The sequence below is a fragment of the Streptococcus infantis genome, assembly GCF_019929575.1.
GTDB classification, from domain to species: domain Bacteria; phylum Bacillota; class Bacilli; order Lactobacillales; family Streptococcaceae; genus Streptococcus; species Streptococcus infantis_L.
This window is the reverse complement of the sequence record NZ_JAHZPU010000001.1, coordinates 188,073-211,841: the sequence shown is the minus strand read 5'-3', so window position 1 is coordinate 211,841 and position 23,769 is coordinate 188,073. Positions and strand designations below refer to the sequence as shown.

26 protein-coding genes are annotated in these 23,769 nt (G+C 41.0%); 18 read left to right on the top strand and 8 right to left on the bottom strand.

The genetic code is table 11. From position 1 onward, the window contains the following. Nucleotides 1-167: 167 nt before the first annotated feature. The gene (locus K1I67_RS01150) at nt 168-722 is read right to left on the bottom strand and encodes a GNAT family N-acetyltransferase (RefSeq protein WP_223338437.1); all 555 of its coding nucleotides are present in this window, start codon (nt 720-722) and stop codon (nt 168-170) included. Between the two features lie 108 nt (nt 723-830). Here K1I67_RS01150 and K1I67_RS01145 point away from each other — a divergent pair, with 108 nt between their 5' ends. Together K1I67_RS01145 and K1I67_RS01140 are read left to right on the top strand one after the other, a co-directional pair. Continuing rightward, nucleotides 831-2,201 carry an MATE family efflux transporter gene (locus tag K1I67_RS01145; protein ID WP_223338436.1) on the top strand — a complete coding sequence of 457 codons (1,371 nt, stop codon included), beginning with the start codon at nt 831-833 and terminating at the stop codon, nt 2,199-2,201. A gap of 96 nt (nt 2,202-2,297) precedes the next feature. Next, a complete protein-coding gene (locus tag K1I67_RS01140) occupies nt 2,298-3,014 on the top strand; it encodes a YebC/PmpR family DNA-binding transcriptional regulator (RefSeq protein ID WP_223338435.1) in 717 nt (238 codons plus the stop codon). A gap of 222 nt (nt 3,015-3,236) precedes the next feature. On the opposite strand, the gene K1I67_RS01135 is transcribed toward K1I67_RS01140, so the two are convergent. Then, a complete protein-coding gene (locus tag K1I67_RS01135) occupies nt 3,237-3,911 on the bottom strand; it encodes a hypothetical protein (RefSeq protein ID WP_223338434.1) in 675 nt (224 codons plus the stop codon). A gap of 207 nt (nt 3,912-4,118) precedes the next feature. Here K1I67_RS01135 and K1I67_RS01130 point away from each other — a divergent pair, with 207 nt between their 5' ends. The 16 genes from K1I67_RS01130 (at nt 4,119) to K1I67_RS01055 (ending at nt 16,601) form a co-directional block, all read left to right on the top strand. Continuing rightward, the gene (locus K1I67_RS01130; RefSeq protein ID WP_000360549.1) at nt 4,119-4,580 is read left to right on the top strand and encodes a MarR family winged helix-turn-helix transcriptional regulator; all 462 of its coding nucleotides are present in this window, start codon (nt 4,119-4,121) and stop codon (nt 4,578-4,580) included. Beyond that, on the top strand, nt 4,564-6,333 hold the full coding sequence (locus K1I67_RS01125; protein ID WP_223338433.1) for an ABC transporter ATP-binding protein: 1,770 nt from the start codon (nt 4,564-4,566) through the stop codon (nt 6,331-6,333). Before K1I67_RS01130 ends, K1I67_RS01125 begins: the two co-directional genes overlap by 17 nt. Then, nucleotides 6,323-8,083: an ABC transporter ATP-binding protein gene (locus K1I67_RS01120; protein WP_223338432.1), complete on the top strand. Its 1,761-nt coding sequence runs from the start codon at nt 6,323-6,325 to the stop codon at nt 8,081-8,083. The genes K1I67_RS01125 and K1I67_RS01120 overlap by 11 nt, the downstream gene beginning before the upstream one ends. A gap of 64 nt (nt 8,084-8,147) precedes the next feature. Next, the gene (locus K1I67_RS01115; RefSeq protein WP_223338431.1) at nt 8,148-8,504 is read left to right on the top strand and encodes a DUF2200 domain-containing protein; all 357 of its coding nucleotides are present in this window, start codon (nt 8,148-8,150) and stop codon (nt 8,502-8,504) included. Between the two features lie 2 nt (nt 8,505-8,506). Then, nucleotides 8,507-9,010: a phosphatase PAP2 family protein gene (locus K1I67_RS01110; RefSeq protein WP_223338430.1), complete on the top strand. Its 504-nt coding sequence runs from the start codon at nt 8,507-8,509 to the stop codon at nt 9,008-9,010. A 118-nt stretch (nt 9,011-9,128) separates the two neighbouring features. Then, nucleotides 9,129-9,575: a LytTR family DNA-binding domain-containing protein gene (locus tag K1I67_RS01105; RefSeq protein ID WP_223338429.1), complete on the top strand. Its 447-nt coding sequence runs from the start codon at nt 9,129-9,131 to the stop codon at nt 9,573-9,575. 4 nt (nt 9,576-9,579) lie between these two features. Continuing rightward, complete coding sequence (locus K1I67_RS01100) at nt 9,580-10,254, top strand: LiaF transmembrane domain-containing protein (RefSeq protein WP_223338428.1); 675 nt, start codon at nt 9,580-9,582, stop codon at nt 10,252-10,254. A gap of 106 nt (nt 10,255-10,360) precedes the next feature. Continuing rightward, entirely contained in the window at nt 10,361-10,549 is a 189-nt protein-coding gene (rpmB, locus tag K1I67_RS01095; RefSeq protein ID WP_001140948.1) for a 50S ribosomal protein L28, read from the top strand. A 150-nt stretch (nt 10,550-10,699) separates the two neighbouring features. Further along, complete coding sequence (locus K1I67_RS01090; RefSeq protein WP_000216431.1) at nt 10,700-11,065, top strand: Asp23/Gls24 family envelope stress response protein; 366 nt, start codon at nt 10,700-10,702, stop codon at nt 11,063-11,065. 2 nt (nt 11,066-11,067) lie between these two features. Continuing rightward, nucleotides 11,068-12,732 (top strand): DAK2 domain-containing protein, encoded by a 1,665-nt coding sequence (locus K1I67_RS01085; RefSeq protein ID WP_223338427.1) that lies wholly within the window; start codon nt 11,068-11,070, stop codon nt 12,730-12,732. A 164-nt stretch (nt 12,733-12,896) separates the two neighbouring features. Next, nucleotides 12,897-13,103, top strand: a complete 207-nt coding sequence (locus K1I67_RS01080) for a hypothetical protein (protein WP_025171227.1) — start codon at nt 12,897-12,899, stop codon at nt 13,101-13,103. Continuing rightward, nucleotides 13,100-13,294 (top strand): hypothetical protein, encoded by a 195-nt coding sequence (locus K1I67_RS01075; protein ID WP_223338426.1) that lies wholly within the window; start codon nt 13,100-13,102, stop codon nt 13,292-13,294. Before K1I67_RS01080 ends, K1I67_RS01075 begins: the two co-directional genes overlap by 4 nt. After that, nucleotides 13,281-14,165 (top strand): ABC transporter ATP-binding protein, encoded by an 885-nt coding sequence (locus K1I67_RS01070; RefSeq protein ID WP_223338425.1) that lies wholly within the window; start codon nt 13,281-13,283, stop codon nt 14,163-14,165. The genes K1I67_RS01075 and K1I67_RS01070 overlap by 14 nt, the downstream gene beginning before the upstream one ends. A gap of 1 nt (nt 14,166) precedes the next feature. Continuing rightward, entirely contained in the window at nt 14,167-14,904 is a 738-nt protein-coding gene (locus K1I67_RS01065; RefSeq protein WP_223338424.1) for an ABC transporter permease, read from the top strand. After that, on the top strand, nt 14,904-16,001 hold the full coding sequence (locus K1I67_RS01060) for a sensor histidine kinase (RefSeq protein ID WP_223338423.1): 1,098 nt from the start codon (nt 14,904-14,906) through the stop codon (nt 15,999-16,001). The genes K1I67_RS01065 and K1I67_RS01060 overlap by 1 nt, the downstream gene beginning before the upstream one ends. Then, complete coding sequence (locus K1I67_RS01055) at nt 16,002-16,601, top strand: response regulator transcription factor (RefSeq protein WP_223338422.1); 600 nt, start codon at nt 16,002-16,004, stop codon at nt 16,599-16,601. It begins immediately after the preceding gene. A 252-nt stretch (nt 16,602-16,853) separates the two neighbouring features. Here the strand turns inward: K1I67_RS01055 and K1I67_RS01050 are convergent, their stop codons facing one another. The 6 genes from K1I67_RS01050 to K1I67_RS01025 all read right to left on the bottom strand — a co-directional run bounded on the left by K1I67_RS01050 (nt 16,854) and on the right by K1I67_RS01025 (nt 23,452). Further along, complete coding sequence (locus tag K1I67_RS01050; protein WP_223338421.1) at nt 16,854-17,777, bottom strand: macro domain-containing protein; 924 nt, start codon at nt 17,775-17,777, stop codon at nt 16,854-16,856. Further along, nucleotides 17,767-18,351: a DarT ssDNA thymidine ADP-ribosyltransferase family protein gene (locus K1I67_RS01045; RefSeq protein WP_223338420.1), complete on the bottom strand. Its 585-nt coding sequence runs from the start codon at nt 18,349-18,351 to the stop codon at nt 17,767-17,769. Before K1I67_RS01045 ends, K1I67_RS01050 begins: the two co-directional genes overlap by 11 nt. 78 nt (nt 18,352-18,429) lie before the next feature. Next, nucleotides 18,430-21,078 carry a valine--tRNA ligase gene (locus K1I67_RS01040; protein WP_223338419.1) on the bottom strand — a complete coding sequence of 883 codons (2,649 nt, stop codon included), beginning with the start codon at nt 21,076-21,078 and terminating at the stop codon, nt 18,430-18,432. Between the two features lie 68 nt (nt 21,079-21,146). Next, complete coding sequence (locus K1I67_RS01035) at nt 21,147-22,202, bottom strand: hypothetical protein (protein ID WP_223338418.1); 1,056 nt, start codon at nt 22,200-22,202, stop codon at nt 21,147-21,149. A gap of 127 nt (nt 22,203-22,329) precedes the next feature. Next, complete coding sequence (locus K1I67_RS01030) at nt 22,330-22,887, bottom strand: GNAT family N-acetyltransferase (protein ID WP_223338417.1); 558 nt, start codon at nt 22,885-22,887, stop codon at nt 22,330-22,332. Next, nucleotides 22,874-23,452, bottom strand: a complete 579-nt coding sequence (locus tag K1I67_RS01025; RefSeq protein ID WP_223338416.1) for a flavin reductase family protein — start codon at nt 23,450-23,452, stop codon at nt 22,874-22,876. The genes K1I67_RS01030 and K1I67_RS01025 overlap by 14 nt, the downstream gene beginning before the upstream one ends. Nucleotides 23,453-23,769 lie beyond the last annotated feature (317 nt).

Sequence of the window (23,769 nt, the reverse complement as noted above, 5' to 3'; positions counted from 1 at the left end):
GAGTCAGCTCAAACAGCTTGAAAGATACTCGCTTAATCAGAGGAACAACTTTGTTGCACTTGACTTGACAATTGGGGAAAATAAAAAATCACCTGCGATAGGTGATTGTATATCGGTTATAGAGAAAATTACAAATCTTTAATGGAGATTCAAAGTTGCAATCTAGATTAGTGTTCACTAAAGCGACGGTACTCAATGTGGAAGTCAAAGTAATTCTCTTCTTGCAATTTTTGAAAGATATTGCGATAGGCTTCTTCATCAAAATGGTCACCGCGATAGAGAATTTCAAAACTCATTCCCTCGTATTCTAAAAGAGCGTTGGCAGTTTTAAAACCATTTTGTAGGTAAAAGTCCATGCGGGCCTTTCGTTGTTCGAGATTATCACAGTCTTCGTCCAATCGCTCTACTTCAAGAATCATGGTACGTTGGTAAAAATCAATGAGTTTTTCAATGATTTCTCTCCCGTAGCCATGACTACGGAGATGGGGCATAATGGCAAAGAAGCTAATGTAGAAAGCTTTTTGGTTGGAAATGGCAAAAGCGAAGCCGACAAATTCTTCCTCGTTATAGAAAGCGAAAAAGTGAGCATCATCTCTATCCTGGTAACTTAAAAATTCTTTCAAAGAGACCCGTTCTTCTTCAGGAAAGGCTTCCTTGTTTAATTGGTCGACTTTTTCAAGGTCTGGGAATACATCTGTAATTAACTGGCTTGTTAAGCTCATACATAGCCTCCTTTTCTGTCACGATTATACCAGATTGTTTGTATCTAGGCAACGCTTTCTTATCCAAACTCCCTTGTTCCCCTACTAGAAAGCTGATATAATAGCCTTATGAATAAAAAATCAACGGTGGACCTGATTCATGGTCCCATCCTTCCCGCGCTAATTAGTTTTGCATTACCGATTCTACTGTCCAATATCTTTCAGCAACTATACAATACAGCTGATATCTTGATTGTTGGGCGTTTTTTAGGGCAAGATTCATTGGCGGCAGTCGGAGCAACGACAGCCATTTTTGATTTGATTATCGGCTTTGCCCTCGGTGTTGGAAATGGGATGGGGGTTGTTATTGCACGTCTCTACGGCGCTCGTAATTTTGAAAAGATTAAGGAAGCTGTCGCAGCAACTTGGATTTTAGGGATTATCTTGAGTGTGCTTGTCATGTTGATGGGCTTTTTTGGTCTTTATCCACTCTTACAGTACCTAGAAACACCTGCAGAAATTCTCCCCCAATCCTATGAATATATCTCCATGATTGTTACTTGTGTGGGAGTGAGCTTTGCTTATAATCTTTTTGCAGGTTTGCTACGCTCTGTTGGTGATAGCCTTGCTGCGCTTGGTTTTCTTATTTTCTCAGCCATCGTTAATGTCATTCTGGATTTGTATTTTATTACACAATTGCAGTTAGGTGTTCAATCTGCTGGTCTTGCAACCATTATCTCGCAAGGTTTGTCAGCTATCCTTTGTTATCTCTATATCCGAAAGAGTGTTCCAGAGCTCCTTCCTAGGTTGAAGGATTTTAAATGGAATAAGGTCCTATATATCGATCTCTTAGAGCAGGGACTAGCCATGGGCTTGATGGGTTCAATCGTCTCTGTCGGAAGTGTTATTTTGCAATCCTCTGTCAATAGTTTTGGAGCAGTCATTATCAGCGCTCAGACAGCAGCACGCCGAATCATGGCCTTTGCCTTATTGCCAATGACGGCTATCTCAGCATCGATGACGACTTTTATCTCTCAAAACTTTGGTGCAAAACGTCCAGATCGCATTGTCCACGGTCTTCGACTAGGGAGTTATATCAGTATGGCTTGGGCAAGCTTTGCATGTGTATTTCTATTTTTTGCAAGTCCTAGTCTGGTTTCTTTCCTAGCAAGTTCGACAGATGGTTATCTGATTGAAAACGGGACTTTGTACCTACGCATCAGTTCTGTATTCTATCCGTTTTTGAGTCTTTTATTGATCTATAGAAATAGCTTACAGGGGCTAGGGCAAAAACTCTTGCCCCTCGTATCTAGCTTTATCGAGTTGTTTGGGAAAATTATTTTTGTGGTTTGGATTATTCATTGGACAGGTTATACAGGTGTGATTCTATGTGAGCCCCTTCTCTGGCTAGTTATGACTGCCCAACTTTACTTCTCACTTTCCAAACATCCATGGATCAAAGAAGGCAAAAAACTCTTGGCTACTGGCGGGAAATCCTAGCTTAATTTACTAAAGAAAATCCATTTCCTCTAGTGAAAATCGGATAGACTTGTGTTATAATAAGAAAGATTAAAATGTGAAAAAAGGAGATTCCTAATGGGACGTAAATGGGCCAATATCGTAGCTAAGAAAACGGCTAAAGATGGAGCTAACTCTAAAGTATATGCAAAATTTGGTGTAGAAATCTATGTGGCAGCTAAAAAAGGTGAACCAGATCCAGAACTAAACACTGCTTTGAAATTCGTTATCGATCGTGCCAAACAAGCGCAAGTGCCAAAACACGTTATTGATAAAGCAATCGATAAAGCAAAAGGAAACACAGACGAAACCTTTACAGAAGGACGTTACGAAGGATTTGGACCAAATGGTTCTATGTTGATCGTTGATACTTTGACTTCAAACGTCAACCGTACAGCTGCGAATGTTCGTGCTGCTTTTGGTAAAAACGGCGGAAATATGGGAGCTTCAGGTTCTGTCTCTTACCTCTTTGACAACAAAGGTGTTATCGTCTTTGCAGGTGAAGATGCGGATGCTATCTTTGAACTCTTGCTTGAAGCAGATGTCGATGTAGACGATGTAGAAGCAGAAGAAGGAACAATCACTGTTTACACAGCTCCAACTGACCTTCACAAGGCTATCGTTGCCTTGCGTGAATCTGGTATTGAAGAATTCCAAGTAACTGAATTAGAAATGATTCCTCAATCAGAAGTTGAGTTGTCAGGTGATGACCTTGCAACATTTGAAAAACTTTACGGAGTCCTTGAAGACGACGAAGACGTACAAAAAATCTACACAAACGTAGACGGATTCTAAGAATAAAAATAACCCCTTTGAAAATTCAATATTTTCAAGGGGTTTGTTTATCTTGTGATGACAAGAGGGGCAGGAAAGAGGCAAAAATCTCTTTTGCTCAAAACGTTATTAGTAATCTACAATCGTCTATAATCCAATGGATTGTGGAAATATCGTGATGCTGGGATTTGGAAATGGAGACTAGGTCTACCGATTGTTGTTTCAGCACCTTTTTTAGTTATGTTAAACCTTCACTCCAGAATCAGATTGTTCTTTTCGGTCCAGTCCGACAGCAAATTTACGGATTAGAAGAAACTGGCCATTTTCTTGTTTGACGAACGTGAGCACAACTGTCTTAGGATCTGAACCGATGGAGAGATAGGTGATTCTTTTTATTTCGTAGTCTCCCATAACTGAATCTGTTTCTGAATCTGGGATTCCGTGTTTCCTGATAATATCTTTGTAGTTGCTGCCACCTTTCCCACTATCAGAAGTGTCCCCTTCTACCAAGGCATCGAACTGTTCCTGGCTCCAAGTGAAGTATTCAGTATCCTCCTCGTCATCTTCCTCGCCTATACTACTATCAGGAAGTTCACCATAATCTTCAGCATCAGTTGAAGAAGTGATGTTTCTATAGGGGTGACTAAAGGTTCTGGCGAAATCAGTAAAGATATTAGTAGATAGAACTTGAGTGATTAAAACAAGGACAATGGAAATAAGACCTAAGGTTGTTCCGATGATAGCCAATGTTTTACGGTTTCTGAGATTGATGGCAATGCCAGAAACTCCTAAAATCAAAGTGGCAATGGCAAGGAAAAATGATAGGATGTTGACGATAGGTATCCAAGAACCAAGAAGTGCCAGGGTTCCAAAGATGATGGCAAGGATTCCTAAGATTTTCTGTTCTTTTTGTTTCATGTGTGAATTTCTCATTTCTAGTAAACTGGATTCGTATCTATGTGAGATAGTGTTTATTATAGATAAAATACTACCTAATGTCAATTTCTACTTAGATAGTTCTCTAGGAAACTTTTTTCTTGACATCTTAGTTGAAAATGATAAAATAGTTCTCGTTGAAACTTAATTGTTCTCTAGAGAACTATTTTTATTTAGAAGGGAGAAAACATGGATAAACCGATGTTGGTCTTTAAACGTTTTGGGCATCAGGTTCACCTCATGGTACAAAAGGAAGCCAAGCGTTGTGGTATCGAATTTATGGGTGGGCCGCAAGGACAGGTTCTCCGTTTTTTAGATCGTCGTGAGCAGGATCAAGAATTGACACTTATCAAGGATATTGAACAAGAACTCAATGTCACCAAGTCAGTTGCCAGCAATTTAGTGAAGCGTATGGTGCAAAATGGTTTGGTAGAGTTGGAGGCAAGCCCAAGTGATAAACGAGCAAAATTTGTTCATTTGACTGAAAAATCTCGCTCTCAAATGAAGCAGGTCAAGTCTTTCTTTGATCGAATTGACCGCAGTTTACTCGATGGAGTATCTGAGGAAAAACTAGCTATTTTTGAGGAAGTCATGGGGCAATTACAAGCCAATGTAGAAAAAATAGGAGGGGAAGATGAAGAAACTCGCTAAGCGTATCACAGGAAAAGAGTGGGGAATGATTCTCTTGACTGTACTCTTTACCTGTTTCTCGGTCTATCTAGAGTTAGAAGTACCGACTTACATTTCAGAAATTACAGCATTACTTGGGACACCAGGGACGCAGTTGGATGCACTTTGGTCACCAGCTATGAACATGATGGGCTTGTCACTCTTGGCCTTCCTATCATCTGTCACAGTTGGATTTTTTGCAGCTCGCGTTGCAGCATCTTACACGGCTCATCTGCGTAGTGATATTTTTAATCGTGTCTTGGATTACTCTCAGACAGAGATCAAACGTTTCTCTATTCCTAGTCTTTTGACTCGGACGACCAATGATATTACGCAGATTCAAATGCTCTTTACTATGGGACTCCAAGTGGTCACTCGAGGGCCTATTATGGCTATCTGGGCCATTGGAAAAATCCTTGGCAAATCTGAATACTGGCTCTGGGCAGTAGTGGTTGCTGTTATCGTCAATGTTCTGATGACAACAGTTCTCATGACTCTAGCCTTTCCAAAACAATCTGTCATCCAGAAATTGACAGATAAACTCAATAGTATCACTCGTGAAAGCTTGACAGGGATTCGAGTGGTTCGTGCTTACAATGCTGAGGATTATCAGGATGAGAAATTTGAAGAAGCCAATGAGGAAGTTACTCGTCTCAATCTCTTTGTCAATCGATTGATGGCTATTATGAATCCCATTATGATGGCGATTTCGAGCGGTTTGAGTCTAGCCATTTACTGGATTGGTGCCTATATCATCAATGATGCTAGCCTGACAGACCGTCTACCACTCTTTAGTGATATGGTGGTCTTCATGTCTTATGCCATGCAGGTCGTGATGGGCTTCTTGCTCATGGGTGCTCTCTTTATCGTCCTTCCTCGTACCTTGGTTTCTGCAGGACGTATCAATCAAGTGCTAGACTTGTATTCTTCTATTGAAAATCCTAGTCAACCACAGACGGCAGAATCATCTGTAAAAGGTCAAGTGGAATATCGTGACGTAACCTTCCGTTACTCTAAAAACTCAGAAGCAGTTGTAGAACATGTCAGCTTCAAGGCAGAAGCAGGGCAAACCATTGCTTTTATAGGTTCGACCGGTTCTGGTAAATCTACTTTGGTTAACCTTTTGCCTCGTTTTTATGACGTTTCAGATGGAGAAATCCTAGTCGATGGTGTCAATGTGAAAGATTATGACTTGGAAGATTTGCGTAATAAAGTCGGCTATATCCCACAAAAAGCCGTCCTTTTCTCAGGAAATGTCAAAGGCAATCTAGACTTCGGTAAAAGTCAAGAAAGCCCACTAAGTAAGACTGCTATGTGGCAAGCTCTTGAGTTGGCTCAGTCTAAAAGCTTCATCGAGGATAAGGAAGCAGGTCTAAACTCAGAAGTGGCCCAAGGTGGGACCAACTTCTCAGGAGGACAAAGACAGCGGTTGGCTATTGCGCGTGCCTTGGCTCGTAAGCCAGAGATTCTCATTTTTGATGATTCATTCTCAGCCTTGGACTACAAGACAGACCGTATCTTGCGCCAAGAACTAGCTGAAAAAACACAATCTATGACCAAGTTGATCGTTGCCCAACGTATTTCAACCATTATGGACGCAGACTTGATCTTAGTCTTAGATCAGGGTAAAGTCGTGGGACAAGGCACCCACAAGGAACTTCTTGCAACCAACGAAGTTTACCAAGAAATTGCCTATTCACAACTATCGAAGGAGGAATTGGAACATGGAAAATAAGAAGATGTCCATATGGAAACAGTGTAAACCTTTTCTAGCAGGTCTCCAACTTCCTCTACTAGTAGCTATCGTGGCTGCTGTATGTTCAAGTATCATCACTGTTTATGGACCAACTAAGATTAAGGAAATCACCAACTTGATTTCAGATGGTTTAGCTACAGAAATCGACTTAGGGGCTGTAACAAGTATCGCCAGCTTTTTAGCAATTTTGTATGTACTTGGTGCCATTCTCAACTATACGCAAGCCTATATCTTTTCAACGAGTATCCAACATTTTTCAAAACGCTTGCGGACAGCCATTGCTGAAAAAATTAACCGTCTGCCACTTGCTTATTTTGACCGTCATTCTCAAGGGGACACCCTTTCTCGTGTGACCAATGACGTTGATACAGCAGCACAGTCCCTCAACCAAAGTCTAGGGACCGTTATCTCAGCTAGCTTTCTACTGATTGCTGTTTTGATTACCATGTTTGGCATGAACTGGATTTTGGCATTGGTAACAGTTGTTTCAACCCTTGTAGGTTTTGCTGCTGTCTCAGTCATTATGGCTAAGTCACAAGGCTACTTTAAAGCCCAACAAAACAATCTAGCAGCTGTCAATGGTTATGTGGAAGAAATGTACTCAGGTCACAATGTGGTGACCAGCTATAACGCTGTGGATACTACTAAAGAAACATTCGCAGGATTGAATCAAGACCTACATGATAGTATTTGGAAATCTCAATTTATTTCTGGAATCATGATGCCAGCAATGATCTTTGTTGGGAACTTTAGCTATGTTTTGGTGATCATCGTCGGTGCAGTTCTAGCTCTTGAAGGCCATATCAGTATTGGGATTATCGTAGCTTTTATGGTTTATGTTCGTACCTTCTCACAACCCTTATCACAAATTGCTCAAGGGATTACCAGCTTGCAACAAGCTAGTGCAGCCATGACACGTGTCTTTGAATTCTTGGGTGAAGCTGAGATGGAAGACGAATCTCATAAGGAAAGACAATTAACCAACATGAAGGGTGATGTGGTCTTTGACAGAGTTGCCTTTGGCTATACTCCTGAAAAAACGATCATTCATGATTTTTCTGCGACAGCTCATGCAGGGCAAAAGGTTGCCATTGTCGGGCCGACTGGAGCTGGGAAGACGACTATTGTTAATCTCTTGATGAAATTTTATGAGATTGATAAGGGAAGCATTAGCATTGATGGTGTGGATACCAAGAATATGAAACGCTCGGAAGTGCATGATGCCTTTTCAATGGTCTTGCAGGATACCTGGCTCTTTGAAGGAACTATTCGAGACAATCTCATTTATAATCAAACTGGGATTAGTGAAGAGCGCGTGATTGAAGCAGCCAAAGCAGTAGGAATCCACCACTTTATCACAACCTTACCAGATGGATACGATACAGTCTTGGATGATACGGTGACCTTGTCAGTCGGGCAGAAGCAGCTCTTGACTATCGCTCGTGCCCTTCTCAAAGATTCTCCACTTTTGATTCTGGACGAAGCGACATCTTCAGTCGATACACGTACAGAGGAGTTGATTCAGAAAGCCATGGACCGTTTGATGGAAGGACGCACATCCTTTGTCATCGCCCATCGCTTGTCAACTATCCGTAATGCGGACTTAATCTTGGTCATGAAAGATGGAAATATCATCGAGCAAGGAAATCACGATGAGCTCATGGCTCAAGGTGGATTCTACGCTGACCTCTACAACAGTCAATTTACAGAAGATGAAGTAGAAGAATAAACCCAAAGAAGGCTTGACGGCCTTCTTTTTCTTCTTTATACTGGTATAATAGAAAGAGGAATGTATGAGTCAGAAATTATACAATATGAAATTTTCTGCGGTCTATCCAGCCTTGATTGCAAAGGTTGAGCGAAAGGGTGGAAGGGTAGAATCCGTTCACCAAGTGACCAGTTGGCTGACAGGTTATGAGGTGAGTGACATCCTTGCTTGTCTGGATAGGGACCTTACCTACGGAGATTTTTTTCGACAGGCACCGTCTTATGTACCTGAACGGATTGCGATTACAGGTAAGATTTGTGGTGTTCGTATTGAGGAAATTGAGGACCCTCTGATGCAGGAAATCCGCCGTCTGGACAAATTAGTGGACTGGCTTGCCAAGGAGAAAACAGCCCAGCAGGTCCTAGAAAAGTATGAGAAATAGACATGAAAAACTATCAAGAGTGGTACGATAAAAGGAAATCAAGTCTCCTTCAACATCCACAGCTATTACAATTGATGCGAGTCTTTAATCGCATGATGACAGTTCTGATGCCCTTAGCCTACTTGACCTTGTTGGGGACAAGCTTTATGAGCAAGGGATTGGGGAAAGAATTTGCCACCTATATCTTAGTGCCAGCATTGGGTTTTGTTCTATTGACGCTGGTGCGTAAGTGGATTAATCAACCGCGTCCCTATGAAACTTGGGGAATTGTCCCTCTACTAGACAAGGATAGTTCTGGTAATTCAATGCCCAGCCGCCACGTCTTTTCAGCGACTATCATTTCCATGGCTTGTGTGCATGCAAATCTGCCTGCAGGGTTGATTTTATTGGTCTTGTCAGCTCTTCTCGGTCTTGTGCGGGTCTTAGGTGGGGTTCATTATCCCAAGGATGTTCTGGTTGGCTATGCCTGTGGGCTCATCTGGGGAATTCTCTTCTTTATTTTGTGAAATGCAAAGCAAGTGGGCCTGGCCTCGTAACCACTTACGAGTCAAAAGTGACCACTTGATTTTTTGCCCTTGTAAAGTCTTATGGGCTTTGGTATAGTAGATGCAGAAAGGAGATAGGATGAAGTTACGAATCGAGATTGATAGTGAATTAACTGAGACAGAAATTGTCATCAAGGCTGCAGCACTGACAGATGAAATAGCTGATTTGCAACGACTCTTGCAAGAAACCAAGGCTCCTAGGTTGATCTTTTATAAGGGGACGAGTGAGTACTACTTAGACTTGTCAGAAATTCTCTTTTTTGAGACAGAAGGTAGCAAGATTTACGCTCATACCCAGAAAGAAGCCTACGAGGTTCGACTCAAGCTTTATGAGTTGGAGTCCATTCTCCCCCGCTATTTCAGTCGGGTATCCAAGTCGACCATTGCCAATATCCGGCAGGTCTACTCGGTGGACAAGTCCTTCTCCGGGACAGGCACTATTTCCTTTTATCAGACCCACAAGGAGGTGCACGTGTCACGACACTACCAATCCCTCCTAAAAGAAAATCTAAGAAACATGAGGTAAGAAGATGAAAAAGAAAGCATTTGGTATTGTGTTGCTAGTATTGGCAGCCTTAGTATTGTTACAGGGAAATTTTGGAATCCCTTCATTTGGAGGGCAGATTTGGCCCCTGATCGGTATTGGATTTTTTGCCTTTCAATCAGTTGAAGCTTTGTTGCGTCGCCACTTAACTTCAGCCACTTTTACAGCTCTAGTAGCTTTGATGATAGCCAATCATTTTTATGATATTTTACCGATTCCCAATCAATCATTGTTCTGGGCGGGAGTTCTAATCGTTCTCGGAGTAAGTATGCTGACTCATTCTAACAGAACCTGGAATGGGAAAAAATGGTGGTATGACGGTGAAAAGACCATTCTGACAGACAAGGAAGTCGCTTTTGGGGCGGGTACATTTTACAAGCAAGACCAAGAATTGGTAGAAGACGAGTTTGAAGTCGGATTTGGGAATGCCAAAATCTATTATGACAATGCAGAGATGTTAGGAGATAGCGCAACCTTGAAGATAGAAGTCGGTTTTGGGAATGCAGTTATCTATGTGCCCCAACACTGGAGAGTGGACTTGAAGGTGGAAACTTTTTGTGGTGCAGCCAAGGCAGATGCCCCTGTAGCCCCAACCAGCAAAACTTTGATTATCCGTGGAGACGTAGCTTTTGGGAAATTGGGAGTTGTTTACGTTAAATAAAAAAATATTCCAATCCCCTTGCCAAAAAAGAGAAAGTGTGATAACATAGTACAGTATGTGGTGCTAGCACATCCGCTATATTAGATCTAATAGGAGGAAAACACAAATGGCTAAAGTATGTTACTTTACAGGTCGTAAGACTGTATCAGGAAACAACCGTTCACACGCGATGAACCAAACAAAACGTGCCGTAAAACCAAACCTTCAAAAAGTTACTGTACTTATCGATGGTAAACCTAAAAAAGTTTGGGCTTCAGCTCGTGCTTTGAAATCAGGTAAAGTAGAACGCGTTTAATAAAGAGTAAAAGGCCATCAGGTCTTTTTCTTTTGCTCTAAGCTCAAAATCACTTGTAAAAGGCGCAAATATCCGCCGATACAGTATTCTGCTTTTACACTTGGCTTGAAATATGATAAAATAGAGTATCAACTAGTTGAGGTAGAAAAAATGACTGTAAAAATTAATACAAAAGATGGTCAAATCGAACTAACAGATGAAGTGATTGCTACCGTTGTAGGCGGTGCAGCAACTGAGATTTTTGGTGTGGTCGGTATGGCAAGTAAGAAAGCCCTCAAAGATAATTTCCAAGCCCTCCTTGGGAAGGAAAATTATTCTAAAGGTGTCGTTGTAAAAGCGGCCGAAGATGGTAGCATTGCAGTTGATGTATATACCGTGTTGAGTTACGGAACAAAAATCAGTGAAGTCTCAAAAAATATCCAAGAGCGTGTTCGCTTTAGTTTGGAAAACCAACTTGGCATCACTGCTCAAACTGTGAATGTCTACATTCAAAATATCAAAGTTGTAGGAGAATAATCGTGTCAAATATTACTACAAGCTTATTTCAAGAAATGGTACAGGCTGCATCTACTCGTTTGAACAAGCAAGCCGAATATGTCAACTCATTGAACGTCTTCCCAGTTCCAGATGGAGATACAGGAACAAACATGGGAATGACTATCGAAAATGGTGCTAAAGAAGTAGCAGACAAACCAGCTTCAACAGTTGGTGAGGCCGCAAGTATCTTGGCTAAAGGTCTGTTGATGGGTGCGCGTGGGAATTCAGGAGTTATCACTTCTCAGCTTTTCCGCGGATTTGCGCAAGCTATCAAGGAAAAAGAAGAGTTAACAGGGAAAGACCTAGCTCTTGCCTTCCAATCAGGTGTTGAAGTAGCCTACAAGGCTGTTATGAAGCCAGTTGAAGGAACAATCTTGACCGTATCACGTGGTGCTGCCATCGGTGCTAAGAAAAAAGCCGAGCAGACAGACGATGCTATTGAGGTGATGCGTGCAGCCTTGGAAGGAGCTAAAACAGCCCTTGCTAAGACTCCAGATATGCTTCCAGTCTTGAAGGAAGTTGGAGTTGTAGACTCAGGTGGTCAAGGTTTGGTTTTTATCTATGAAGGTTTCCTTTCAGCTCTTACTGGTGAATACAGCGCTTCTGAAGACTTTGTAGCGACTCCAGCCAACATGAGTGAAATGATCAATGCAGAACACCACAAATCTGTAGCCGGACATGTGGCAACAGAAGACATCACCTTTGGTTACTGTACAGAAATCATGGTTGCCCTTAAACAAGGCCCAACTTATGCTAAAGAGTTTGACTACGAAGAATTCCGTAACTACTTGAACGAACTTGGGGATTCACTTCTTGTTGTCAATGACGATGAAATCGTTAAAGTTCACGTCCATACAGAAGATCCAGGTCTTGTCTTGCAAGAAGGTCTCAAGTATGGTAGCTTGGTTAAGGTTAAAGTCGATAACATGCGTAACCAACATGAAGCACAAGTGGAAAAAGAAGCTAAAGTCAGTAAACCAGCTGAAGAAAAAGAATATGCTCTTATCGCAGTAGTAGCTGGACAAGGCTTGGCAGACATCTTCCGTGCTCAAGGTGTAGATTATGTTATCGAAGGTGGACAAACCATGAACCCTTCGACAGAAGACTTTATCAAGGCTGTTGAGCAGGTCAATGCTCGCAACATTATCTTCTTGCCGAACAATAAAAACATTTTCATGGCAGCTCAATCTGCAGCTGAAGTGTTGGAACAACCAGCAGTAGTGGTAGAAGCTCGTACCCTTCCTCAAGGATTGACTAGTCTTCTTGCCTTCGATCCAAGTAAGTCTATCGAAGAAAACAAAGAACGCATGACTGCAGCTCTTGGTGATGTGGTCAGTGGTAGTGTAACAACAGCCGTTCGTGACACGACTATCGATGGTTTGGAAATTCATGAAAATGATAATCTTGGTATGGTTGATGGTAAGATCCTCGTATCAAACCCTGATATGCACCAAACTCTGACTAAAACTTTGAAACATATGTTGGACGAAGACAGTGAAATCGTAACTTTCTATGTCGGAGAAGACGGAAGTGAAGAATTGGCTAACCAAATCGCCCAAGAAATCACAGAAGAATTCGAAGATGTTGAAGTAGAAATTCACCAAGGTCAACAACCAGTTTACCCATATCTTTTCAGTGTGGAATAAGAATTAAATAGAAAACGAAAGAGGTCGGGATTTCCCGACCTTTTTTGATTTGGAAAGAACTTTATTTTCCTAGCTGAGTGAACTTTTTGTGACATTTGTCATATTTCCTCATGACAGAAGCTTCTAGTGACACAACCTTCAAAGAATTATAATAGATGTATCAAATGGAGGAAGAAAAAATGAAACATAAAGTAATTATCGCAATGAGTTTAGTAGCAGCAGGAGTCATGACTTATCTCATGTTTTCAGGATTGGACGAAGGCTTCTATCATTTTCCTTGGGAGTTATTTGCAGGATTTGGCATGATGTCTTGGTTGATCCGAGAAGGCTTGAAATTGGTCTCAGATGTGAAAAAGGAGTTTGAAAAATGAAAAAAGCGATTCTCTATCTCTTTATTGGATTGTCACTAGTGGTATGGTTGATCGAAATGTTTACAGGTTGGTTTGACCAAGCCTTCCTTCACCAAGTCATTCGTGGTGCTTGGGGTCTAGGATTTATGATTTTTATCGCCTTTCCGATGGGGAAGGAGTGGTTGAAAGGAGAATATCATGAACATGATTAAGGTAGAAAGCCTAAATAAAAACATCAAGGGCAAGGCTATTTTGAAGGATATTTCCTTTGAGGTAGCAGAGGGCGAATGCGTCGCCTTGATTGGTCCAAATGGTGCCGGTAAGACAACACTCTTGGACTGTTTACTTGGAGATAAACTGGTTACCAGCGGTCAAGTATCCATCCAAGGCTTGCCAGTGACGAGTTCTCAGTTAGACTATATTAGAGGCTACCTCCCTCAAGAAAATGTCATCGTTCAGAAATTAAAGGTCAAAGAGTTGATTGCTTTCTTTCAAAGTATTTACCCAAATCCCTTGAACAACCAGGAGATCGATCAACTATTGCAGTTTGGCAAGCAACAAAAAGAACAATTGGCAGAAAAATTGTCAGGTGGGCAAAAGCGTCTCTTTTCATTTGTCTTGACCTTGATTGGGCGACCAAAGCTTGTCTTCTTAGATGAGCCAACTGCTGCCATGGATACCTCAACTCGTCAACGTTTTTGGGAAATTGTTCAGGACCTAAAAGCGCAGGGAGTCACCATTCTTTATTCGTCCCATTACATCGAAGAGGTAGAGCATACAGCTGACCGGATTTTGGTCTTGAATAAGGGAGAGTTGATTCGTGATACGACCCCTCTAGCCATGCGCGGTGAGGAGATTGAAAAGCACTTCATCCTACCTCTAGCTTACAAGGAAGTCGTCGAACAGTCTAACTTGGTTGAAAATTGGTCACAAAAACAAGATGCTCTGCAAGTAGTCACACGTGAAGCAGATGCTTTCTGGCAACTGTTAGTCCAGGCAGGCTGTAGGATACAAGAAATTGAAGTCAATAACCGTAGCTTGCTGGATACAATCTTTGAAGAAACACAAAAGGGAGATGACTAAGATGAAACGATGGATCGCACTAAACAAGATAGAATTTCTATTGACCAAACGACAATTAGTCTATTATCTGTTATCCGTAGGGATGCCGACAGCCTTCTATTTATTCTTTTCAGGTATGTACCAGGACACACCAGGTGGACCGGCTAATTTTATGCGCGACTACCTCATCTCCATGACGGCTTTTTCCATGATGTCGACAGCTATCTTTTCATTTCCAGTTGTTTTACATACCGACAAGATTAACAACTGGCAGAAAATATTACGTCATAGCCCTGTAAATATGGTAGAATATTATCTATCAAAGATAACAAGTATGATGGTTGATTATTTGGTCTCAATTCTGGTTGTTTTCTCAGTTGGGCATTTTGTAAGAGGTGTGGATATGTCTCTTGGAAACTGGATTGGGGCTGCGTTCTTGCTGATAGTAGGAAGTGTTGCCTTTGTAGCACTTGGTTTAACCCTGACTCTCTTGCCGTCCAGTCAGCTGATGTCTGTCGTAGGCAATCTTCTTTACTTTGGCTTGGCTGTTTTAGGCGGACTCTGGATGCCCGTCTCTTTATTTCCAGACTGGATGCAAGCAATCGGGAAGCGGCTACCAAGCTATCAGTTGATGGAATTGATCAAGACCTTCTTAAATGAGGGTGGCATCAATCTATCAGCCACAGTTTATCTACTTGTTTTTTCAGCAGTTTTGTTTGGTTTGACCATTTACCTTCAAGGTCATAAGGAGAATGCTTAATGCTTGAAAGACTAAAAAGCATACACTATATGTTTTGGGTCAGTTTGATTTTTATGATTTTCCCCATCCTACCTGTAGTGACTGGGTGGCTTTCTGCCTGGCATTTATTGATTGATATTCTATTTGTAGTGGTGTATTTGGGTATATTAACAACTAAGAGCCAGCGCCTATCTTGGCTTTTCTGGGGGATCATGCTGACTTATGTAGTTGGGAATACTGCCTTTGTTGCTGTTAATTATATCTGGTTTTTCTTTTACCTTTCTAATCTCTTAATTTATCATTTCAGGGTGCGGAGTCTTCGTTCTCTGCATGTCTGGACTTTTCTCCTTGCTCAAGTTCTTGTTGTTGGACAACTCATGATGTTTCAGTCAGTCGAAACTGAGGCTGTAGCCTTTGAGCTTGGGATTCTTACTTTTGTCGATTTGATGACATTGGGCTTGGTTCGGATTCGCATTGTTGAGGATTTGAAAGAAGCTCAGGCCAAGCAAAATGCCCAGATAAATCTATTGCTTGCTGAAAATGAACGCAGTCGTATCGGTCAGGATTTGCATGATAGTCTGGGACATACCTTTGCCATGCTCAGTGTCAAGACAGATCTAGCCCTGCAGTTATTTCAGATGGAGGCTTATCCACAGGTGGAGAAGGAATTAAAAGAAATTCACCAGATCAGCAAAGATTCCATGAATGAAGTGCGAACCATTGTGGAAAATCTGAAATCACGGACCCTGGCTTCAGAGCTTGAGACTGTCAAGAAAATGCTGGAGATTGCTGGGATTGAGGTTGAGGTTGACAATCAATTGGACAAGGCTAGCCTGACCCAGGATTTAGAGTCGACGGCTGCCATGATTTTGTTAGAACTGGCGACCAATATCATCAAACATGCCAGGGCTGAAAAAGCCTATCTAAAACTGGAACGTACAGATCAGGAATTGGTCCTGACAGTCAGAGATGATGGGAAAGGTTTTGCAACTGTAAAAGGAAATGAACTTCATACAGTCCGTGACCGTGCAGCAGCCTTCTCAGGTCAAGTAGAGCTGGTCAGTTTGAAAGATCCCACAGAGGTGCGCGTGCATCTGCCTTATAAGGAGAGAAAGTAGATGAAAGTATTAGTCGTAGAAGATCAAAGTATGCTGAGAGATGCCATGTGCCAGCTCTTAAGCTTTCAACCAGATGTGGAGACTGTCTTGCAGGCGAAAAATGGAGCCGAGGCTATCGAGGTTTTGGAGAAAGAAGCAGTAGATATTGCCATCCTTGACGTCGAAATGCCAGTCAAGACGGGATTAGAAGCACTCGAGTGGATCAAACAAGAAGTGCCTGAAACCAAGGTGGTTATCGTTACAACCTTTAAACGTCCAGGTTATTTTGAACGAGCGGTCAAAGCAGGAGTAGACGCCTATGTCTTGAAAGAGCGAAGCATCTCCGAACTCATGCAAACCCTGCATACGGTGTTAGAGGGACGCAAGGAATATTCTCCAGAGCTGATGGAAGTCATGATGACTCATCCCAATCCCTTGACCGAGCAGGAAGTCGCTGTTCTACATGGAGTAGCCCAAGGTCTCTCCAACCAAGAAATTGCTGACAAGCTCTACCTCTCAAACGGTACCGTCCGTAATTACATGACCAATATCCTCTCCAAACTAGGCGCCAGTAACCGAACCGAAGCAGCCAAAACTGCCGAAGAAGAAGGCTGGTTGTGAGGGAGAGAAAGAAAAAATCTCTTAGAAATGAATCTAAGAGATTTTTTGTGTTGTTCAGGTCTATTTTGCTACCCAGCCGATGGCATCGCTAGGTGGGTTTTCGGTATCAATCCAGATGAATTCGATGCGGTTATATATGAAAACTAAGCTACAATGTCGAACTTCTCAGAGCGGTTCGAACTTACAGAATTTGTCATGTAGTAACCTGCTTTCTAAAATATTAGTTATTTTAAACTTTCTTCATACAAATCATTAAAAATAATTAATTTCTAATTCTTCTAGTAAGTTGATAGAGAGCAACTGATTCTTTATCAATATCTCTTTAATTTCATTTGTATTTTTATTATCAATAATTGATTTGTTTTGTATCTTGTAAAGAAAATTAATGATATCGTTTATATATTCAGGATAATCATTAACTAGTTCTATTAAGACATCTACATTTCCCCATTTTCTTTTTTTCAATTCAATTGAATTACTAATCAATTTCGAGTTTATTAGTTTATATATTTCTGAATAATTTTTTAAAGAATAGAATTCTTTAAAATCTCTCATTGCTTTAGTACTACTTTTTAAATCAGTAATTTTCATATTTTCGTGGGAAAATATTGATAATAACTTCACCATTGATTTTAAATTGCTTGAATTAACTTTTTTTAAATTATTACAAATGTATGCTAAGAGAAGTACATCAAAATCAATCTTAGGTTCTTTTCCTGTTTTATTAATATGGGTTGATGGCTCATACACTTCAAAAACAATATTTTTCATATCAAGCAATTCGTTATTTATTTCTGATTTTACTTCATTCCAATTTAACCCACCATTCCCAGCTCCTAATGGAGGAATAGCAACTGACTTAATATCTCTTTTAACGACCTCTTCTTTTAATTTTCTCAGTCCATTAATGATATATTCTATTTTAGATTTTTCACGCCATTTATTCTTTGTTGGGAAATTGATTATTAAAAATTTATTTTCTTGATAAATATGTAATTTCCCAGGGTATAGTTCTCCCTTTTTACAAACTTTAATGTAGTCTTGTTCCATTTCAGGAAATTTCTTCTTAAACTGATAAGCAAGACCTTTTCCCATTTTCCCTTCACAATTAACTGTATTTATGATTGCTTGACATTGAGATTCAAAAATATCTCCTTTTGTATACTTAATCACCATTTAACCAAACCTTACTTTGAATTTTATCAGCTATTGTTGGATAACTACTTTTTAAATATTCAACATGTCTTTCATTACAGTAAATATAAGCAAAATCTTGGGGGAAAATAGAATCACTACTTATGCATTCTGCCATTTTAACTTCCTTAGCATAATCCTGAGCAGAAGGAGCAATATCGTCCATTCTTCTCTCCATCGTTTCCCAATCAATTCTGTTCATTCCTTCGTTATAATCACAAAGCTCAAACTCACCATTCAAAGGATGTCGAGGAATTATTTTAAAGTTGCTGTATTCAGCATAAGATCTATAGACAGCTATATATACAAAATTTTCTGCACCATATTTATATCGAACAGCATTATCGAATGCTGTATTAGGATAAAAATGAAATAATACGTAATCATCCAAGTGATTGAGTTGACGACTTTCTAGGATATCTGGATTGGCTATATCCTGATTTAACATCCCTCTCTGAATCACTTGATTTCTAGATAGTAATCCATTTTCAATAATACTGTCTAAATTGTCAATATGAGTTAGATGATATAATAATTTTCCGTCTTTTATTTTCATAAGTTTTACCTCAAGTATTTTTCTATTATTATACCAAAAACACAGCAGTTTTGCTGTGCTTTAAATATTATTTTTACATCAAACCAACTTCTTCATCTCATCAATACGCACCACTGTTGCGTCGTATTTAGCTTGGTAGTCGGCTTGTTTGTCGCGTTCTTTTTGGACGACTTCTGGTTTGGCATTGGCTACGAAGCGCTCGTTAGAGAGTTTCTTACCGACCATATCCAGTTCTTTTTGCCATTTAGCGAGTTCCTTGTCGAGACGAGCGAGTTCTTCTTCGACATTGAGGAGGTCTGCCAGTGGCAAGTAGATTTCTGCTCCTGTGATGACGCTTGACATTGCGAGTTCAGGTGCAGGGATGGTTGATGCGATTTCCAAGTGCTCTGGATTTGTGAAGCGTTTGATGTAGTTGACATTACTGTTAAAGAAGGCTTCCAAGTCGCTATCGCTTGTCTTAACAAGAATCGTGATTGGCTTGCTTGGTGCAACGTTTACTTCCGCACGCGCATTACGAACGGCACGGATCAAGTCTTTGAGGCTTTCTACACCAGTGTGGGCTGCGAGGTCTTCAAAGGCTGGGTTGACAGTTGGGTATTCCGCTGTAACGATAGAACCTTCTGAGATTTGACCAAAGATTTCTTCTGTCACAAATGGCATGATTGGGTGAAGGAGACGAAGGATCTTGTCCAAAGTGTAAAGGAGAACAGAACGTGTGATGACTTTCTCTTCTTCGTTATCGCTATAAAGGACTTCCTTGGTCAACTCGACGTACCAGTCCGCAAACTCGTCCCAGATGAAGTTGTAGAGGATGTGGCCAGCTACACCAAACTCAAACTTGTCAAAGTTTTCAGTGACTTTTCCGATGGTTTCATTGAGGTTGTGGAGAATCCAGCGGTCTGTGACATTTCCGGCTTCCTTGTTAACAACTTTTTCGACATTGGCAGTTGCTTGCTCAAGGGTCAAACCTTCATTGTTCATGAGGATGTAGCGAGAGATGTTCCAGATCTTGTTAATAAAGTTCCATGAAGCATCCATTTTCTCGTAAGAGAAGCGCACGTCTTGCCCTGGTGCAGAACCGTTTGAAAGGAACCAACGAAGGGCATCGGCACCATATTTCTCAATGACATCCATTGGGTCGATCCCGTTACCAAGTGACTTAGACATCTTGCGTCCTTGTTCATCACGGATAAGGCCGTGGATAAGAACATTCTTAAATGGCTGACGGCTAGTGAATTCCAATGATTGGAAGATCATACGAGACACCCAGAAGAAGATGATGTCGTAACCTGTTACCAAGGTTGAAGTTGGGAAGTAACGTTTGAAGTCTTCTGAGTCGACATCCGGCCAACCCATGGTTGAGAATGGCCAAAGAGCAGAACTGAACCACGTATCCAAAACGTCTTCGTCCTGAGTCCATCCGTCACCTTCTGGAGCTTCTTCACCGACGTACATTTCACCCTCAGCATTGTACCAAGCAGGGATTTGGTGACCCCACCAGAGCTGACGAGAGATTACCCAGTCGTGAACATTTTCCATCCATTGAAGGAAGGTATCGTTGAAACGAGGAGGGTAGAATTCGACCTTGTCTTCTGTATCTTGGTTTGCAATGGCATTCTTGGCCAATTGGTCCATCTTAACGAACCATTGCGTAGACAAGCGTGGTTCAACCACGACACCTGTACGTTCTGAGTGACCAACACTGTGGACACGTTTTTCGATTTTGACGAGGACTCCGATTTCTTCCAACTTAGCAACGACTGCCTTACGAGCTTCAAAACGGTCCATACCTGCAAATTCGAAGGCCAAGTCATTCATAGTTCCGTCATCGTTCATGACGTTGACTTGTGGCAAGTTGTGGCGTTGACCAACCAAGAAGTCGTTTGGATCGTGGGCAGGCGTGATTTTCACGACACCAGTACCAAACTCAGGATCCGCGTGCTCATCTCCAACAATTGGGATGAGTTTATTAGCGATTGGAAGGACGACGTTTTTACCGATCAAATCCTTGTAGCGTGGGTCTTCTGGATTGACCGCAACCGCAACGTCTCCAAACATAGTCTCAGGACGAGTTGTCGCCACTTCAAGGGCGCGTGAGCCGTCTTCCAGCATGTAGTTCATGTGGTAGAAGGCGCCTTCGACATCCTTGTGGATAACTTCGATATCAGAAAGGGCTGTGCGAGCTGCTGGGTCCCAGTTGATGATGAACTCACCACGGTAGATCCAACCTTTTTTGTAAAGGTCCACAAAGACCTTACGAACCGCTTTTGACAAACCTTCGTCAAGAGTGAAACGTTCGCGAGAGTAGTCTACAGAAAGCCCCATCTTGCCCCATTGTTCCTTGATAGTAGTGGCATATTCGTCTTTCCATTCCCAGACTTTATCTAGGAATTTTTCACGACCCAGGTCGTAACGCGTAATGCCCTCACCACGCAAGCGCTCCTCAACCTTAGCCTGAGTCGCGATCCCAGCGTGGTCCATCCCTGGAAGCCAAAGAGTATCAAAACCTTGCATACGTTTTTGACGGATGATAATGTCCTGCAAAGTAGTATCCCAAGCGTGACCAAGGTGGAGTTTCCCAGTTACGTTTGGTGGTGGAATCACGATTGAATAAGGCTTAGCCTTTTGATCGCCTGAAGGCTTGAAAACATCCGCATCAAGCCATTTTTGGTAACGACCAGCCTCAACCTCGGCTGGATTGTATTTAGGTGAAAGTTCTTTAGACATGTGTGTGCTCCTTTACTGTTTTCAAGATAAGTATTTTGATATTTTTAAAATATTACGTTTCATAAGATTCAATAACTATTTCGAATTATCTCACCATCCCAACTCAACTCAATTTTGTTTTGAACATAGGAATCGTTACAAAATTTAAGATGTTCCTTTTCATAATCACTACAATTTACCATACAACAACTTACATTATCTAAATCCAGAGCTTTTTCATAATAGTTTTCTGGGAATGCAAAACATCTATGTTCTATCTTTAATGAATCTGAATTAATGATTTGGCTAATAGGTTTCATTGTCTTTGTTGAAATATAAGTCCATCCTACTACTTGATTATCAGTTTTATTGTTTTCATTCTCAATATTATAGAATTCATCTTTTATAAAATTAGACAACTCATACACTAAACTTTCATTCAGTTCGGGAGAGATTTTTTTTGAAAATAGGGGCTCAAGGATTTGTCCAATATATTCACCGTATCTTTTAAAACTATCATCGTACTCTGGATTGGTAAACATTTTTCCATCTATAGGGAGAAGTTGAATATCTTCCTTTACTCTATATACAAAAACTGCCATTTTTTCATGTGTATCTTCCGCATCAACTTCGTAAAAAACTGAATTAAAATCTGGAGAGACATAAAGAACAGGTTGTTCTCCTCCCCCTTTATTTAATCGCATTAAGGCTTGACGTTTATTAATGAATCTCCACTCAATTGGATCAAAATCTTCTTTAAGATTATCACCATCATATAACTTTATCGCTCGATATACATATGAGTCTTTTTTTACCATGAATCTTGGATTAGATCTTAAGAAAGAACCGTATTTATCTATATATATTATTTTTTTAACTATTTCTGTTAATTGTTCTAATTTAGCATCCGTTTCTTTCTTTAGAAGATATTCCAATTCACTTTGTAACTGTTTCATTTTATTAGAATCTTTTAAAAACAAACAACTCTGAACATATCTAGCGATTTCATTATTTGATTTAAATTTTGGAAAACATACCTTATTTGTATCAGAATCAAATTGTAAACTGTTGTATAGTGTAGCACCACCAAAAATTTTTCTAGAGATCAATAAAGATAGTTCTTCGGGATTAACAACCTGATCCAAAAAATCTTTTTTAAAAGAGAATTCTTCTAAATCAATCTCATTGATAAATTTTCTATGTTTCCTTCTAAGGTTACACAGGTAGGATTTTTTTGATTTATTACTATTTTTTTTGACATGATAACCTTTCCTACGCCTCCCACTCACTCTTCAGCAAGCCATATCTCAAATCATCACAACGACTCCCTTGGGCATCCTTGCGGTCTCTTATGCGAGCTTCAAGGGTAAAGCCAAGCTTCTCAGCGACTCGTTGACTTTGGATATTGTAGCCAAAGCAGGTTAGTTCAATCTTGTGAAGTCCCAATTCTTTAAAACCTAGGTCAATCAAGACACGTGCTGCTTCGGGCACATAGCCTCGGCCCCAATAGTCTGGGTGCAAGGTATAGCCAATCTCCAGCACATCATCTTCGTGGCGATGGGGGAAATCGACAGAACCAATGATTGTATCGGTCCCTTTAATCACAATTCCATAGCCTGCTGGGAGATTGTCCTTTTGATTACGCTCGGGAAGGATATGTTCTAGGTAATAAATCTCATCTTCCAAGGTTTTGACAGGTGGAAACCCTGCTGGGTAAGAGACTTCTGGACGACTGGCATAGCCAAAGATATCCTCAGCATCCACCACTGTACGTACTCGCAAGACCAGTCGCTCCGTTTCGATTTGTTCTGGCAGTTCAGTTCTTGTCATTCTTCTTCCTCGCTTTCTTGATGAAGCTCCCCATAGGATCGACTCGGTCATCTAGATAACGATAAACGCGCTGATGGCCATCCCCCATAAAGTAAGTCGGCGCAAAGCGGTCATTTTTAAAATGGCCCTTGTCATCTAAAAGCTCTTGGTCAGCCAATCGCTCGAGAATTTTGGCAAAGATATGACAGATGCCATCTTCCTCGATAATCCGATCAACCTGGCAAACCAAAACGACTGGACAGGACTCCAAAATCGGAGCCTGAGTTCGTTCAGAAATCTCGTAGTCAAGCCCTAGGTGTTTCAATTTCTCCCGATGGCTGATAAAGCCAGCCTGCTCCATCTGGATCATGAGGTTTTCGTCAGGGATGTTGACAGTGAACTGTTGGTAATGCTTAATCTGGTCAGCTGCATTTTCCTCAGCACCAACACCTATGACCAACCAATCTCCCAGACTATAAGAGGAACTGCAGGTCGTGATATTGTGCCCAAAGTTCTGGTCCTGATAGCCCAAAATGAAGATAGGAAAACCATAGTAGAGCTTACTGGTGTTAAAAGATTGTTTCATGACAACCTCCTTTGGCTAGGGGTGTAAAAGAAAAATCGCCCCTGTCATCAATATGACAGGGACGAATATGTTTATCCGCGGTACCACCCAATTTCGGGCAGATGCCCGCAACTTTTTGTCTTCTTGTTTCTCTTATATGACGTCGTTAACTCGTCTTGCCGTACTTGAGTACAGCCTGCAACTCGCTGTCTAGTCCTAAAGGGAAACAAAAAGATTTATATTTCAATTTTTATTTCATCCATTAGCAACCAGTTTTGACACATTTGTGGACTTCTCAGCACCGCCACTTTCTGTAAAATGTGGGACTCAAAACACCT

Excerpts from the sequence above, each read along its gene's own strand:
- K1I67_RS01150 (WP_223338437.1), bottom strand. The coding sequence starts at position 722 with ATGAGCTTAACAAGCCAGTTAATTACAGATGTATTCCCAGACCTTGAA.
- K1I67_RS01145 (WP_223338436.1), top strand. The coding sequence starts at position 831 with ATGAATAAAAAATCAACGGTGGACCTGATTCATGGTCCCATCCTTCCC.
- K1I67_RS01140 (WP_223338435.1), top strand. The coding sequence starts at position 2,298 with ATGGGACGTAAATGGGCCAATATCGTAGCTAAGAAAACGGCTAAAGAT.
- K1I67_RS01135 (WP_223338434.1), bottom strand. The coding sequence starts at position 3,911 with ATGAAACAAAAAGAACAGAAAATCTTAGGAATCCTTGCCATCATCTTT.
- K1I67_RS01130 (WP_000360549.1), top strand. The coding sequence starts at position 4,119 with ATGGATAAACCGATGTTGGTCTTTAAACGTTTTGGGCATCAGGTTCAC.
- K1I67_RS01125 (WP_223338433.1), top strand. The coding sequence starts at position 4,564 with ATGAAGAAACTCGCTAAGCGTATCACAGGAAAAGAGTGGGGAATGATT.
- K1I67_RS01120 (WP_223338432.1), top strand. The coding sequence starts at position 6,323 with ATGGAAAATAAGAAGATGTCCATATGGAAACAGTGTAAACCTTTTCTA.
- K1I67_RS01115 (WP_223338431.1), top strand. The coding sequence starts at position 8,148 with ATGAGTCAGAAATTATACAATATGAAATTTTCTGCGGTCTATCCAGCC.
- K1I67_RS01110 (WP_223338430.1), top strand. The coding sequence starts at position 8,507 with ATGAAAAACTATCAAGAGTGGTACGATAAAAGGAAATCAAGTCTCCTT.
- K1I67_RS01105 (WP_223338429.1), top strand. The coding sequence starts at position 9,129 with ATGAAGTTACGAATCGAGATTGATAGTGAATTAACTGAGACAGAAATT.
- K1I67_RS01100 (WP_223338428.1), top strand. The coding sequence starts at position 9,580 with ATGAAAAAGAAAGCATTTGGTATTGTGTTGCTAGTATTGGCAGCCTTA.
- rpmB (WP_001140948.1), top strand. The coding sequence starts at position 10,361 with ATGGCTAAAGTATGTTACTTTACAGGTCGTAAGACTGTATCAGGAAAC.
- K1I67_RS01090 (WP_000216431.1), top strand. The coding sequence starts at position 10,700 with ATGACTGTAAAAATTAATACAAAAGATGGTCAAATCGAACTAACAGAT.
- K1I67_RS01080 (WP_025171227.1), top strand. The coding sequence starts at position 12,897 with ATGGAGGAAGAAAAAATGAAACATAAAGTAATTATCGCAATGAGTTTA.
- K1I67_RS01075 (WP_223338426.1), top strand. The coding sequence starts at position 13,100 with ATGAAAAAAGCGATTCTCTATCTCTTTATTGGATTGTCACTAGTGGTA.
- K1I67_RS01070 (WP_223338425.1), top strand. The coding sequence starts at position 13,281 with ATGAACATGATTAAGGTAGAAAGCCTAAATAAAAACATCAAGGGCAAG.
- K1I67_RS01065 (WP_223338424.1), top strand. The coding sequence starts at position 14,167 with ATGAAACGATGGATCGCACTAAACAAGATAGAATTTCTATTGACCAAA.
- K1I67_RS01060 (WP_223338423.1), top strand. The coding sequence starts at position 14,904 with ATGCTTGAAAGACTAAAAAGCATACACTATATGTTTTGGGTCAGTTTG.
- K1I67_RS01055 (WP_223338422.1), top strand. The coding sequence starts at position 16,002 with ATGAAAGTATTAGTCGTAGAAGATCAAAGTATGCTGAGAGATGCCATG.
- K1I67_RS01050 (WP_223338421.1), bottom strand. The coding sequence starts at position 17,777 with ATGGTGATTAAGTATACAAAAGGAGATATTTTTGAATCTCAATGTCAA.
- K1I67_RS01045 (WP_223338420.1), bottom strand. The coding sequence starts at position 18,351 with ATGAAAATAAAAGACGGAAAATTATTATATCATCTAACTCATATTGAC.
- K1I67_RS01040 (WP_223338419.1), bottom strand. The coding sequence starts at position 21,078 with ATGTCTAAAGAACTTTCACCTAAATACAATCCAGCCGAGGTTGAGGCT.
- K1I67_RS01030 (WP_223338417.1), bottom strand. The coding sequence starts at position 22,887 with ATGACAAGAACTGAACTGCCAGAACAAATCGAAACGGAGCGACTGGTC.
- K1I67_RS01025 (WP_223338416.1), bottom strand. The coding sequence starts at position 23,452 with ATGAAACAATCTTTTAACACCAGTAAGCTCTACTATGGTTTTCCTATC.